This window comes from Gottschalkia purinilytica (assembly GCF_001190785.1).
GTDB classification, from domain to species: Bacteria; Bacillota; Clostridia; order Tissierellales; family Gottschalkiaceae; genus Gottschalkia_A; species Gottschalkia_A purinilytica.
Genome location: NZ_LGSS01000002.1, coordinates 1 through 15,694 on the forward strand (window position 1 = coordinate 1; position 15,694 = coordinate 15,694).

11 protein-coding genes and 1 other annotated feature are annotated in these 15,694 nt (G+C 28.6%); of the genes, 1 reads left to right on the top strand and 10 read right to left on the bottom strand.

Features of this window, described 5'->3' with window-relative positions:
- Positions 1-109 precede the first annotated feature (109 nt).
- The 5 genes from CLPU_RS01875 to CLPU_RS01895 are packed head-to-tail and all read right to left on the bottom strand — an operon-like array spanning position 110 to position 6,164.
- Positions 110-2,365, bottom strand: a complete 2,256-nt coding sequence (locus tag CLPU_RS01875) for an arylsulfatase (protein WP_050353953.1) — start codon at positions 2,363-2,365, stop codon at positions 110-112.
- Positions 2,366-2,391: 26 nt separating this feature from the next.
- Positions 2,392-3,498 (bottom strand): anaerobic sulfatase maturase, encoded by a 1,107-nt coding sequence (locus tag CLPU_RS01880; protein WP_050353954.1) that lies wholly within the window; start codon positions 3,496-3,498, stop codon positions 2,392-2,394.
- A gap of 54 nt (positions 3,499-3,552) precedes the next feature.
- Positions 3,553-4,566 carry an ABC transporter substrate-binding protein gene (locus CLPU_RS01885; RefSeq protein ID WP_050353955.1) on the bottom strand — a complete coding sequence of 338 codons (1,014 nt, stop codon included), beginning with the start codon at positions 4,564-4,566 and terminating at the stop codon, positions 3,553-3,555.
- An 11-nt stretch (positions 4,567-4,577) separates the two neighbouring features.
- A complete protein-coding gene (locus CLPU_RS01890) occupies positions 4,578-5,357 on the bottom strand; it encodes an ABC transporter permease (protein WP_050353956.1) in 780 nt (259 codons plus the stop codon).
- A 15-nt stretch (positions 5,358-5,372) separates the two neighbouring features.
- A complete protein-coding gene (locus CLPU_RS01895) occupies positions 5,373-6,164 on the bottom strand; it encodes an ABC transporter ATP-binding protein (protein ID WP_050353957.1) in 792 nt (263 codons plus the stop codon).
- 52 nt (positions 6,165-6,216) lie between these two features.
- Positions 6,217-6,434: a binding site (T-box leader), on the bottom strand.
- 183 nt (positions 6,435-6,617) lie between these two features.
- On the opposite strand from CLPU_RS01895, the gene CLPU_RS01900 reads away from it, so the two are divergent.
- Positions 6,618-7,211 carry a hypothetical protein gene (locus CLPU_RS01900; protein WP_050353958.1) on the top strand — a complete coding sequence of 198 codons (594 nt, stop codon included), beginning with the start codon at positions 6,618-6,620 and terminating at the stop codon, positions 7,209-7,211.
- Positions 7,212-7,424: 213 nt separating this feature from the next.
- Here CLPU_RS01900 and CLPU_RS01905 read toward each other — a convergent pair whose 3' ends face one another.
- From CLPU_RS01905 to CLPU_RS01925, 5 genes are all read right to left on the bottom strand, one after another.
- Positions 7,425-10,055 (bottom strand): ABC transporter permease, encoded by a 2,631-nt coding sequence (locus CLPU_RS01905; protein ID WP_050353959.1) that lies wholly within the window; start codon positions 10,053-10,055, stop codon positions 7,425-7,427.
- A gap of 189 nt (positions 10,056-10,244) precedes the next feature.
- Positions 10,245-10,544: a hypothetical protein gene (locus tag CLPU_RS01910; protein ID WP_050353960.1), complete on the bottom strand. Its 300-nt coding sequence runs from the start codon at positions 10,542-10,544 to the stop codon at positions 10,245-10,247.
- A 152-nt stretch (positions 10,545-10,696) separates the two neighbouring features.
- Positions 10,697-13,294: an ABC transporter permease gene (locus tag CLPU_RS01915; RefSeq protein ID WP_050353961.1), complete on the bottom strand. Its 2,598-nt coding sequence runs from the start codon at positions 13,292-13,294 to the stop codon at positions 10,697-10,699.
- Positions 13,295-13,559: 265 nt separating this feature from the next.
- A complete protein-coding gene (locus tag CLPU_RS01920; RefSeq protein ID WP_050353962.1) occupies positions 13,560-14,720 on the bottom strand; it encodes an ABC transporter permease in 1,161 nt (386 codons plus the stop codon).
- Between the two features lie 71 nt (positions 14,721-14,791).
- On the bottom strand, positions 14,792-15,526 hold the full coding sequence (locus CLPU_RS01925) for a polysaccharide deacetylase family protein (RefSeq protein ID WP_050353963.1): 735 nt from the start codon (positions 15,524-15,526) through the stop codon (positions 14,792-14,794).
- Positions 15,527-15,694: the final 168 nt, after the last annotated feature.

The following is a 15,694-nucleotide window of genomic DNA, read 5'->3' on the forward strand; positions in this document are numbered from 1 at the left end:
AACAATCCTTACTAGTAGCTTAATTTATTATGTCTAACTTTTTGGGGTCAGATCATACTTACGTCAACTCTTTTTTATATTGATTCATTTTTTCAATATTATAGCGTTTCTATTCAGTAGCTAATGCTAAATCTATTTCACTATCGCTAGCATCTTTAGTTCCTTTAATTTCAACTGCTACTTTTAAATAATCTCCAGTATACTTAAATGGAACTTCATATTCCTCTGTAACAGGTGTCATCTCATTACTTCCTATTGAAAATAGCTCCATACCTACTATTCCATTTATATTTTCAATAATTTCTTCTCCTACAACTTCAGAATTAATTAATAGCCTTCCTATGCCTATATTTTCTCCAGTTTTTCTAAAATCATATTCAACCTCTATCTTTCCTATTGGAACCTCAATATCTGACACTATTTCATACCTCTTATATCCAAAGAAATTAAAATGATACTTTAGTAAATTATCTTTAATATAAAGTGAATATCCACCAAATCTTCCTCCAAACGAAACCAAAACTCCTTCTTCATCTTCACTTAAACGATTAAGATACGCCTTTATTTTATGAGATTTATCATTAACATTTGGAGCTTTTATACTTGATATTGGATCAGTTCCTTGTAAAAACTCAAACCTTTGATCTAAAATTTTTTCATTCTTTTCTTTTCTCTTTCTTCTACTAATATCTAGAATAGGAAGTACATCATATTTTCCTGCTTCAACCCACCATAGGTTTATTAACTCTCTAAGTTTTTTAGGATAGATTTTAGCAAGGTTGTTATATTCTGAGTAGTCCTCCTCAACATTATATAACTCCCAAACATCATCTTCTATATTTTCTCCCTCTATATGTCTTGCAACAGCTTTCCATCCTTTACTGTAAATTGCTCTGTTTCCAAACATCTCATAATATTGAACATCTTTTTTAGTTTTTGCGTCTTCATTATCAAATGTATATTTCAAACTCACCCCATGCATTGGAAGTTGATAAACTCCATTAATGCTAATTGGCTTCTCTATTCCTAACACATCTAATACAGTTGGGGTAACATCTGTTACATGATGATACTGATTTCTTATTCCGCCTTTATCACTTATTCCACTTGGATAATGTATAATAAGAGGGTCTTTTACACCTCCTGCATGAACAAATGATTTATACCATTTAAATGGAGTATTTCCAGCATGGCCCCACCCTGCAGGATAGCAATTAAATGCTTTGGGACTTCCAAGATCATCTATTCTATCTAAGTCTTCTTGTAAAATATCTTCGTCTATATGACCTAAATAGCTTTTATATACATTAAACTGTCCATGCTCTCCACCTTCTGCACTAGCTCCATTATCTGAAAGAAATACTATAATAGTATTTTCAAATTCATCTATTTCTTTTAAATAGCTTATGACTCTTCCTATATGATAGTCTGTATGCTCTAAAAATCCTGCATATACTTCCATGTGTCTTGCATAATATTTCTTTTTATCTTCAGTAAGACTATCCCAAGGAGATACAAGTTCATTTCTATCTGTTAGCTTTGTACTCTTAGGTATAATTCCAATCTTTTTCTGATTATTAAACCAACGCTCTCTTATTACATCCCATCCTTCATCAAACTTTCCTTTATATCTGTCTATAAACTTTTTAGGTGCATGATGTGGAGAGTGCATTGCCCCATATGCTAAATATAGAAAAAATGGTTTGTTAGGAGAATTTGACTTTTGATTAGCTATATATTTGATAGCTTTATCTGTTATATCCTCAGTTAAGTGATATCCGTCCTCTGCCTTTTTAGGCTGTCTTATTCTATGATTATCCTCTACTAAATCAGGATTCCATTGATTAGTCATACCAGGTAAAAATCCGTAAAATCTATCAAACCCTCTTCTAAGAGGCCAATGTTCAAAGTCTCCATCTCCTGTTTGTTGTTTACCAGGTGTTAAATGCCACTTTCCAAGAGCAAATGTGCTATACCCATTCTCTTTTAAAATTTCACTTAACAAACCATACCTCTTATCTACTCTTCCCCTTGCATTAGGAAATCCCGTATCTATTTCTGATACTACTGACATACCTACTGCATGATGGTTTGCCCCTGATAAAAGGCAAGATCTTGTAGGAGAGCATAGTGCTGTAGTGTGAAAGTTATTATATATAAGACCATTTTCAGCTAAAGAATCTATATTTGGTGTTGAAATATTTGAACCAAAACATCCTAAATGAGAAAATCCCATATCATCTAAAACTATATACACTACATTAGTCCCTTTCTCTTTATATTTCTCCTTAGGCCAATATGGAATTGATTTACTTATAGTTGTATTTATCTTTCCTTTGAAGTTTTCACTACTGTTTAATGACATTTTAATACCCCCCTTTTCTGAATTTACTACCTTTTTAAAACTAACGACAATTCATATATCCGCTCATCTGCATACTTGAAAAATTCTTTAAATGCAGGACAAAGTTTGTTTAACTTAGGCCTTACATCTTCAAAAGGCTCTCTCCACCTTCTGCACCCCCCTCTACATAGATTGAAATAATCACAAGCTCTACACTTATCATCTACATAAATAGAATCATAAACAAACTTTTCTGCTTTTTCAGATATAATAATATCTTTAAACTTTTCATTATTTACATTTCCTAGTAACCAATTATCTGTTACATAAAAGTCACATGGATATATACTTCCATCTCCTTCTACAACAAAGTAACAATGACATTTTCCTGACATACCACAAGTCTCTGATCTATATCCAGCAGCCATTTGAACTAGATTTGAAAAAAAGCGTATATCTATTCTCTCTCCCTTTACAAAGTCTTCATACCATAAATCAAATAAGTTTTTTAGAAATTTACCATATTTTTTATTATCTAGTGAATAAAATTTGCTCTCTTCATTTTCATCAAGACAAGGCATAAACTGTAAGAATTTAAATCCATTTCTCTTATAAAAAGAATAAACCTTTCCTATATGTCTTGCTACATATGAACTTACAACACATAATATATTATAGTTAACTTTATATTTATCAAGTAGTTTTATTGAATTCATGACTCTATTGAATGTACTTTTTTCATTTACATCCAATCTACTTCCATCATTTATATCTTTAGAACCATCTAAAGATACTCCTATAAGAAACTTATTTTCATAAAAGAACTTTGCCCATTCTTCATCTATTAAAATTCCATTAGTCTGAATTGTATTTTCTATTCTAACCCCTTTATGGTTATATCTTTTTTGTAACTCTATTACCTTCCTATAAAAATCTAATCCAATTAATGTCGGTTCTCCTCCCTGAAATGCAAATACACAATGATCATCAGCATATTCTAGTATGTTTTTTACTAAGTTAGTTATAGTTTCCTCATTCATAAAGCCGTAATCTTTAGTATCTCTTTTTTCACTCAATGAGTTATAAAAACAATACTTACATCTTAAATTACATTTTGATGATGAAGGCTTTATTAGAATACTTATAGGTGGCATGAGCTTTTTTCCTCCTTTGAACTAGTATATAGAGATCTTCATTTTGCCTTATATCTATTTGTCATTTTGAAAACTAACTTTATCTGAAAAAGCTTCTTTCAAAGGTTTGGTATCTATTGTGTTTCTAAGTTCATATTTTTTAAATATTCCTTTGTTATCTCCCCATTCTTTTATCTCGTTTAAGTGCTCATAATCTTCATCATTAAACTCCACTACACGATTTGTAACTTTTATCTGCTCTAGCACAGTCTCTTTCGGTACTTTAAGTTCTTTATAAACTATGTCAGCTGCTTCGTCTGGATTTTTCTTTATAAATTCAGTTGCTTCATTTAGAGCTTTTAATATATTTGAAACTAATTTAGGATCTTTATTAGCCAATTCATTCTTAGCTAAGAAAAAACCCCTAACAGAAAATTCAACTTCAGATGAACTGCCTATTTCTTTTATTCCTTCTATGTTCTTTACCTTAGGAATAAGTTCCCCATTGAAAAAAGCTGCATCTATATCGCCACTTTGTATAGCTGCTAAAGTTTCTGCTGGAGACTGAAGGGCTACAAATTTAACTTCATCATCTTTTATATTGTGATGGTTCAAATACTTAACCCATAGATATTCCATAACTGTCCCCTTACTTACACCTAGTTTTTTTCCCTTTAATTCTTTTGGACTATCTATCCCTTTTCCTAAAAGCACATTTCCAGATTTATTTTTATCTTTATTTTCATTTTGACCACTGCGACTAATGGTAGCCACTATCTTCATGTTGTCTCCGCTTAATCTATTTATTGCTGCATAGTCAGCAGCTATTCCTGTATCTGCTGTCCCTGTTATAACTGCATTTAAAGTATCTACTCCATATGCATAATCAGAGAATTCTGCCTTTATACCGTGCTTTTCAAATAAACCCTTAGCTCTAGCTACTCTAAACTGGATACCTGTATCTCCAGCAGTATCTATTGCAAACCTTACTAGTTGATTTGCCCTTGCTGTTTTTTTATTACAACCTACTATACTAATTAAAGAAATTATAAGTGTTAGAACTATTAAATATTTTAAAGTCGTTTTCAAGACTATTCCCCCTATCTACTTCCAAATTGAGTTTTAGATACTACTCCATATTTTTTAAGTGTTTTTCCTCCTAAAGTTCTTAAAAGTTTATCACTAAAATAACCCATAATTCCTAAAGTTACTAATCCCACAAATATCCAAGTCGTTTTAAAATATAATCTTGAAGTCCATATTAGATACCCTACCCCTTCATTTGCTGCTATCATTTCTGCACCTACTATTGCCATAAATGAATTTCCCATAGATAATCTTACGCCATTAAAAATAAATGGAATTGATGATGGTATAATAACATGAAGTAGTATTTGAAATTCACTAGCTCCTAGGCTTCTTGCAGCTCTTATCTTTTCTTCCTCAATACTTAACACTCCTGTAGCTGTATTTAACATCACTACAAATGAGGTAGCATAAATTATAAGAATTGATTTTGATATTTCTCCAACTCCAAACCACAGTATGAATAAAGTAATAAATCCTATCGCTGGCACGAATCTAAAGAAGTTAATAAGAGGCTCTAATATATCTCTCACTATTTTCAATCTTCCTATTAGTAGCCCTATAGGAATTCCTATTAGGCTTCCTATAGACCAACCTACAATTACTCTCAAAAGACTTATCAAAATATACTTTATTAAACTTCCATCAGCAATAAGTTCTCTAGCCCCTAATATGGTATCTCTAGGTCCTGGTAGAAATTCCGGTGTTGAAAGCAAGGCTAGAGTTTGCCATAAAAGTATAACTATAATCCAAGTTATAAAAGTATTTCTATTTATCCTTTTAAATGTTTTCACGATATTCCCCCCTAACTAGATAACTAACTCACTAGAATCTATCCATTTCACTTCTTTATCAAAATTTGACTGAACTCTTCTGTATAATTCATTAAACTCTTTTGATGATACATCTCTGTAATGAGGCAACTTGACATCGTAAGTCTTATATATTGAAGCATTTGGCGACTTAGACATTACACCTATTCTTTCTCCTAAAAGAATAGCTTCCTGTATATCATGAGTAATAAATATTATTGTCTTTTTAGTTTCTAGCCAAATACGAACTAGCTCTCTTTGCAATATTCCTCTTGTCTGTGCATCTAATGCTCCAAATGGTTCATCCATAAGAAGAATCTCTGGATCATTTGATAAAACTCTAGCAATTTGAACTCTTTGTTTCATACCCCCTGAAAGTTCACTAGGATATTTCTCTCTATGCATATCTAATCCAACTAATTTTATATATTTATCTGATATCTCATTTCGTTCTTCCTTAGTTAACCCTTTCATCTTTAGTCCAAATTCAATATTTTCTCTAACATTTAGCCAAGGAAATAGTGACGCATCTGGATGCTGAAACACCATTGCCCTTTCCCTGCTTGGTTTATATATCTCTCTTTTATCTATTGTTAAGATTCCCTCACTTTTTTCTATAAACCCACCTATTATATTTAGTAAAGTTGACTTTCCACATCCACTAGGCCCTAATAATATGAAGAACTCACCTTTATTTAAAGTAAGATTTACATCTTTTAATATATAGTTTTTATCCTCAGATTCTAAAGTATCATAAGTCTTTCCTAGATTTTTAATTATAATTGACATAGGACCCCTCCTAATTTTAAAGTAATAAAAAAACCTTCTGCCTACTAAAAATATCAGAGGCAAAAGGTTTAACTTTCACGGTTCCACTCTGGTTAAGCACAGAAGTGCCTACCTTTATTTCTCTATAACGGGAGAATCCGGAACAGTCTACTTTATTCAACCTACCATTCATAGGAGCACTTCAATTAATATCCACATAAAATCCTTTCACCATATGGATTTCTCTCTGAATGCTTAGATTAACCTACTTTCCCTAATCATAATGTTTACAATTTATTTCATTGTATATTCTTTCCATAAATTGATTTTATTTCTATGATTTTATCTTATTTCAAATAATACTATGGAATTCCTACAATGTCAATATGTTTTTATGTATTTAATTTTGAAGTTTTAAAAAATCTCAATCATGTTATAATTAGATTTGTATATTACTTATATTTGGGGGTTATTATGAAAGTATTTATATTAGATAAGGAATTTGAAGTATATAATAATGAAAATATAATCGGAGAATTAGAAAACATAGTAAAAGATACCACTATAGGAACTGATTATAGCTTTAGTCATATGATAATAAATGGTGAAAATATATATGATCATGACACATATATAACAAGCAACTATAAGGACATAAAAGAAATAAAAATAATTGTTAAAACAGAAAGCGATTTAATAAAAGATACATTATCTTCTGTCCATGATGATATAGATAATATTATCCACTTTGTTAAGCAAATATCAGAAGACTTTGCTAAAAAGCCAGATAGAAATGCATTTATGGATCTTATTCCACTTTTCGATAGATTCAACTTTATATTTAACTCATTTAATTCTATAGAAACAAGTGGAAATTTAAATAATAAGATTGCCAACTATGAAGCATGGAATGAATATGCTAAAGAAGTTTATAACCTAAGTGAAACTATGAGATCTTTTCAAATAATAATGAGAGATAATGATGTTTTAGCTATATCAGACGCACTAGTGTCTAAAGTTGTCCCTATACTTGAAGTTATGAAAGTGAAGATTTCAAGTTTATTATAGTGGTATAAAAATACCTGTATTTAAAAGATTTAAGTTAGTAAATATATTATGAAAAAGATAAGATTAAATATATAAAATGAGATACTATTATTAATTTAATAACATCTTTCAAAAATAGAATAGAACCTAATATTTTTAAACATTATAAAAGTTATTGCCAAAGTTTATGTATATACATAAGTTTTGGCAACTATAAAAATAAGTATATTCTTGTTATTCTATAGATCTTATGGCTTCTGTTGTTTCTATTTTATTGACTTGTCTTGACGGACCTAGTGTTGCTATATATCCTATTGACAAGTTTATTAATACAACTACTAAATAAAGATCCCATTCTATAAAAAACCTTTTTAATATAAATATATCTTTATACATATATTGCGTGTAATACAAGTAAACTCCTACTTGAATAACAAACGCTATAATACAAGATGCAAAAGCAGATATGACCCCGTACATTAGTCCTTCAAATCTTATCATTTTTCTAAACTGTCTATCTGTAAGTCCTATTGCTTTCATAATACCATGTTCTCTTATCCTAGATATTAGATTATAATTTATGTTGTTAAATATACTTAACCCACTTATCAACATTAAAACTATTGCAATCGAATTTTGTAATAAATTATATTGTCTATTTGATTTTTCACTTTCTTTTCTTATCTCAACATGATCTTCAAAATGAGTCATAGGAAACAATTTTGACATTTCTTGAACCTTTTTTCTCAATGTTTCATATTCTGATTTTGTTGCATTATCTTTCATGTCTATTTTGACTACTCTATAGTTATCTATTCCTGAAAGTTCTTTAAACATATTTTCTGATATAAACATATGAATCCCTTCTGATAGTGTACCTCTATGATTATTTGGTAATCCATGATAATCGACTGTACCTACAACTGTAAATTCTTTGTCTACATATTGAGATTTATATTTTTCATACCGAGATATAATTTCAATATTATTCATATTTTTTTCATAACCCTCTTTAGGGATAGAGACTTTAACTTTATCTCCAACATTTATATTGAAGGCAGGTTTAAGTTCTCCATCTTCTTTATTCATACTTCCTTTTTTGTTTATTTCAGGAACATATAATATTGCTAAAGGCTTATCATTCATTTCACTTAAATCAATCTTACTTTCGCCTAATTTTTTATTCAACCGTTCTATATCATCATTTGATAAACTCATTAAGGTATTTCTCATTATTTTTTCTTTCTTGTCATCACTTTCAAATGAGAAATTATCTCCATGTTTAACTAGCTCATTTCGATATTTATAATCTCCGTCAGTCATATACTTTATATAACTCTGTCCATATTCTCCGTTCATATACTTTTTATCAATTTTAATCCTAGAATAAAGTAGTTGACTAGAATATATATTTTTTACTTGAGGAAGTTTTTTAATATCATTTATCTGTTCTTTAGTATAACCTTTTTTGATAGCAACTTTGTCATCTATATCTAGTCTTAAATCATAAATAGCATGTAGTTTATTTACGTAAATTCCTTCCCTTCTAATTAATTCATTTTGAAATGACTGTGCAATAAATAATATACATCCTATTGACATAGATACTATTGTAAATAGGATCATCTTTTTATTTCTCTTCAAATTTTTACATGATATCTTTCCTGTTATTGACAGTGACCTTTGTATAATCCCCTTTTTTTCATTAAAAATTATATTTTTATCTTGAGTACTTTTATTTATAGCATCTATAGGAGATACTTTAATAGTTAATAATACAGCTCTTATACCTGCCAATAAGATGGAACTAAAAGATACTATCATTGATAATTTAATAGCAAATGTAGAAATAACTACGATATCTATTTTAGTATTTGCTTCTGTAAATAAATTGGTGGTGATTCCTTTAAATAACTGTACAGAAGTAACTCCCATTAATATTCCTATTAATACACCTATAGCATATATAATTCCTATCTCTGATAACATTACATATATTATCTGTTTAGAAGTTGAGCCTATTGCTCTCATGATTCCATACTCTTTCACTCGTTTTAATACTGAAATACTATATATACTGTATATTACCATTCCACCTACAGCCATTAACATCAGTGACATCTTAATTAGATCCCATTCAAGAGCTCCATATTGTCCCATAGCATCCAGTAACATAGGATTTATTCTTATATTCCTTTTCTCCTTTACTCCTATTTCTTTTGATAAATCATTTATTTCTTTCTTAAGTTTTAATCCTTCCTTAAATTCAACGAATGAATATATATAATCATCATTACCAGATAAATTTTCTTTATTAAAAGCTACGTATGCTCCTGTTTCTCCTCTAGATTTTGTTGCTGGTATATCTTTAACTATACCTACTAGTTTAAATTCTTTTTCTCCGCCTTTTTCTAATGGTATTTTTATAGCTTCACCAACTTTTATCTTAAGCTCCATTCTATCTAAAACCCAATTTTCTATTGCAATTTCATTAGATTCTGTAGGAAATTTCCCCTCTTCCATTTTTGTATTATTCATGTACAGCATATTCTCGTCTACTGAAGATATGTATATTGGTATTCTATCTTCATAGTTCCATATAGCATAGCCAGCCATGTTTGACACAACTTTTATATTTTTATTTTTCTTTATTTGATTTACTTGGTTCATATTTAGTCGATCATACCTAACATGTTGTGCTCCAGTTGACTTTTTAATATCATTAATTTCAGTATTTATTGAACTTTCTGCTAGCGACCCTATAGTTACCATTAAAAACGTACTAAGTGCTATACTTATGATCATTGCAGCTGCTCTCTTAGGATACTTAAGTATATATTTCAAAGCCATTCTAATATAGTACAATAATTTTCACACTCCTTTCTTATAAGATATCATTTCAAATTATATTCATATCTATATAAAATAATAGAGGTTGTCTTAAAAGTATCTAATATACTTTTAAGACAGCCCCTATCCTAGTAAATCTTATTAAGAAATCTTTTACAACTAAATTATATGGTTTAATTTAAAAGCATCGACAGGAGAATATTCTTAGTTTCCAGGTTTCTCTTCTGAACCTGATTTTTCAGAGTCATCTGTTTTTTCAGCTTCTGAATCTTTTTCGTCAGATTTATCTGTTGATTCAGATTCTGAATCTTTTTTGTCAGAATCTTCTTTGTTAGAATCTTCTGTTGTTTCAGATTCTTTAGAATCTTGTCCTTCAGTTTCTGCTTCTGTTTCTGTTTGTGTTTCATTTGAATCTTTATTGTTATTCTTCTCACATCCGTATAGTCCAAAAGATGCTACCATAAGCCCTGCTAATGCTAAAGATAATAATTTTTTTCTATTCAAAAAACCACTCCTCTATAGTTATTTATTACATGATATATTTTTCCTGTCGTATGTCATATACAATGTTACCACCCTTACCTTACAATATCCTTTAAACTTCCTTACAGTTTTGTAAAGTAGACAAAAATAAATAAACTACGGAGTGGTGTGTTCTATTCTACAGACCTTATAGCTTCTGTTATTTCTATTTTATTAACTTGTCTTGTTGGTTCTAAAGTTGCTATATATCCAATAAATAAGTTTAAAAGTATAACTATAAGATAAGGCTTAAATTCTATAAAAAACCCTTTTATTGATACTGCGTCTTCACAATATGCATAATAAAGATAAAATGTAAGCTGAGAAATAAACCCTACTATACAAGATACAGCTGCTGATATACCTCCATACATTAGTCCTTCAAAACTTATCATTCTTCTAAATTGCTTTTCTGTAAGACCTACTGCCTTTAAAACTCCATATTCTCTTATTCTAGATGCAAGATTATAATTTATATTATTGAATATACTTAATCCACTTATTAATATTAAAACTAATATAACTCCATACTCTAAGATTTGTCTTTGATTTCCAGAGTTCATAATTTCTTTATTTTTTTCAAAGTTATCTTGAAAATAAGTACCAGGTATAGTATCCGACAGCTTATAGACTTTATTTCTCACTGTTTTATAGTCAGCCCCTTCTTTCATATCTATTTCAAGATATCTATATATATCTATATCTGTAATTTTTCTAAATATATTTTTAGATATAATTGCATCTGGAGTATTACCAAGACTCATATAATTGTCTATAGGAATGTTGTCTACAATACCTATAATTGTAAACTCTTTATCCACATATTTAGACTTATATTGTTCATAATTAGATAATATTTGAAAGCTATCAGTTAAATCATCATAACTTTCTTTTGGAATAGATAAGCTTATTTTATCACCTACATCTATATTAAACACTGGCTGCATATTTTCATCATTAGGATCTTTTGATTTTTTACTCTCTGGAATATATATTATAGCTACATTTTCTTCATTCATTTTATTTATATCTATTTTTCCTTTTATTAAAGATTTTCTTAATTTATTTAACCCTTTATCTGATAATCCAAAAGTATTACTTCTAAGAACTAGCTGTTTATCATTATCTTTCTCTAAAGAAAATCCTCCTATCTGTGGTACATATCTATAGCCTTCCATATATTCTAAATAGTTACTTCCATATTCTCCATTTATATATTTTTTATCTATTTTAATATTATTTTCAATAATCTGAGTAGCTATTACTTCTGATATTTCAGGTAGTTCTCTTAAGTTTTTAATTTGTTTCTCATTATATCCTATCTTCATAGGTGACGTACCATTAACATTTACTTCGAAATCGTACTTTGTTCCAAAGAATGTATTCATACGATATTCTAGATCTCTTCCAAAAAAACTATATCTAAATGTTGTAGTTAAAAATATAGTACATCCTATACACATAGCTAATATAGTAAATACAAACGTCTTTTTATTTCTTTTTATATTCTTAAATGAAATTCTTTTAGATATGCTAAGTAATCTATCTATAAAACTTTCTTTATCATTAAAAAATATTTTACTATCTTGAGTATTTTTATTTATTGCTTCAATAGGAGAAACTCTGACAGACAACACTATAGCCCTTATACCTGCTAGTAATATAGATGCCAATGTCGTAATCATAGATAATCTAACTGCAAATGATGGTATGACAATTGTATCTAGTTTAATTTTTCCTGTGTAGAATAAATCTATAGTACTACCCTTAAGCATATACATGGCAGAAACACCAAGTATTGTTCCTATCAAAATACCTATTATATAAATAATTACTATTTCTAATATTATTATATAAGCGATCTGACTCGATGTAGATCCTATTGCTCTTATTATTCCATACTCCTGCATTCTTTTTAATACAGATATGCTATATAAGCTATATATTACCATTCCTCCTATTAACATTAATGTTGAAGAAATTTTGACTAGTTCCCAGTCTGTATTGTCTAGTTGTCCCATGGCCTGAAGTAATTCTTTATTAAGAGTTAAATGCTTCTCTTCTTTTATGTTCAAGCCTTTTGCAAGCTTTTTTATTTCGTTTCTTGTCTTTACTCCATCCTTAAATTCAACAAGTAAATTTATACTGTTTTCTTTTCCTAATAAACGTTCTTTATTGAATGCTACAAAGGCTTCAAGTGTCCCTGTGGATTTTTCATCCATTCGATCCTTTATTATACCTGATAGTTTAAACTGCTTTATTTTCTTTCCCTCTTTTAAAGGTATTTCTATAGTTTGTCCTAATTCGTGTTTAAGTTCAAGCCTGTCCAAAACCCATTCTTCAATTGCAATTTCATTAGATTTTGTAGGAAACCTTCCTTCTTTCATTTTGGTGGCTTCCATGTATAATATATTTGAATCTGCTGCAATCATATTAACTAATAATTGATTCTTATCATTCCATCCATTATAGTAAACTGTATTTGATATCCTTTTTACATTCCTATTGCTCTTTACCTTTTCTACTTGATTTAGATTAATACCACCATATGTAACATGTTGAGCCCCATCAATTTTTTTAGCGGTATTTATATTAATAACTTTAGAACTTTCATTCATAGAACCTATGGTTATTATTAAAAACGAGCTTAAAGTAATAGCTAGTACCATTGCAAAAGAACGTTTGGAATATTTTATTATGTATTTCCATGCTATTTTTATATAAGTTAACATGTAATCCTCCTTTCTTTATTTAAGCTTTAAACTTAAATGTTTCTATTTAACTTTACTTTATTTTTCATTTACCAAATTTCAATATATTACATACATTTCAAATTTGATAATCTCACATAAAGATAATAACATTCATACCTTACAATATAATTTAAACTCTCTTACAGTTTTGTAAAATTAGTAATTTAATTAATGATGATACTAATAATAGTAGTTATAAAAAAAGAAACTGACTAAACAGTTTCTTTTATATCCTTATAAAACCTTAAACTTTTTGTGCATATTGAGATTTATACTTTTTTATATTCATAGGTGATAACTTAATAGTTAATAATCCTACCATTATACCTGTTAGTATCCCAATCACTAAGGATACTATTGTAGATAACTTAATAGCAAATGTAGAAATAACTATAGTATCTAATTTATTCATTCCCATTGTAAACAAACTAATGGTAATTCCTTTAAATAGATATATAGAAAAAATCCCCATTATTGTACCTAATAGTGTACCTATTATATATATGATACCTATTTCTGATAATATTGTATATATTATTTGCTTAGAAGTAGAACCTATTGCCCTCATTATTCCATATTCTTGTATTCTTCTTAATGCTGAAATGCTATATATGCTATATACTATCATTCCACCTATAATCATTAATATTAATGATGTTTTAATTAAATCCCAATTAATTGCTTCAAGTTGACCTATAGTAGAAAGTAATATCCTATTTAATATTATGTTCTTTTTATTTTTTATTCCAATTTCTTTTGCTAATTTGTAGGTTTCATCTTTAATATCTAATCCTTTTTTAAATTGAACAAATGAGTATATATGATTTTTATTATTAGTTAAATTTTCTTTATTAAAAGCTATGTATGCTTGAAGCTGTCCTATAGATTTTATTTCTGATCTATCATTAATTATTCCTACCAACTTGAACTTTTTTTCTTTTCCTTCCTCTAATGGTATATTTATAGTTTGTCCAAGTTTATTGGGAAGTCTTAGCTTCTCTAAAACCCACATTTCCATTGCTATCTCATTAGAATTGGTAGGAAATCTTCCCTCTGATATTTTTGTTGCATCCATATATAATATATTTTTATCTGCTGAAAATATACTAACTGATAGTTTGTCTTTATAATTCCATTCTTTATAGTAAGATGAATTTGCTAATACTTTTACATTTTTATTTTTTCTTATTTTGTTCACTTGGTCTATCTTAAGCCTATTATATCTAACATGTTGAATCCCAACCAACTTTTTCGCACTATTAACATTAGTCATTCTCGAACTCTCCGTCAAAGAACCTATAGTTATTATTAAAAACGTACTAAGTGCAATGATTATAACCATAGTAATTGAGCTCTCAGTATATTTTCGTATGTATTTCCAACCTACCTTAATATATGTCGACAATATGATCCTCCTTTCCTATAAGCATACTATTGTAAAATATATAAATACAGAATACATATTCATTACTTGACTTAAAATAATAGATCTTTAAGTTTTTTATTTGAAGGTACATTTATTCTCTTAAGTTCGTATAATCCATCTGATATATTAGCATATTTACTCTTAGTAGTAAGGGTAACTTTAAAGTTCAGTTTTTTCAGAACCTCTTCATTTGTAGAATTATATTTTCCATATGGATAAGCGTAAACATAAGACTCACTTCCCACTTTTTCCTTAATGAGTTTAATGATCTTATCTGTATCCTTTGTAAACCTATCATAGTGAGATTTTTTACTTTCTTTAGTCTTAGACAATACACCTTCTCCATGATTAGGGCTTTCTTTGTAATAATGAAGATCATATGTATGAGGCTGTATTTCTACAAGTCCACTTTCAAACATCTCTTTTGCTTGTTCCCAAGAAAAATAAGAGTATCTTGGATCATTATTATATTTGATTATCCCCAATCTAGAACCTACTACGAATATAGTAGCTTTCATGTTGTTTTTCTTCAAAATAGGATAGGCATACTTGTAATTATTATCATATCCATCATCAAATGTTATAATTATAGGTTTTCCTGGTAGCTTAGCTCTTCCTTCTTTGTAATCTATTAATTCTTTAAAAGATATAGTATTATATCCATTCTTTTTCAAATACTCCATGTCTTCTTCAAATCTTTTATCAGTTACTGTTATTAAATTAGTTTTACTAGGATCTTTTACAACATGATGATACATAAGTATGGGAATATGTTCATTTCCCATTGCTTTCACTTTCATGTTCTTTGTAAATAAATTTTTTATATATGAAGCTATTAATACAAAGCAGATTACGAGTATAGTACTATATAATAGTTTTCTTTTAATTTTAATCACTTCCTAATAAAATGAATTTTAGTTTTTATATACTTTAAAGCTTAGTTGTATATTAAA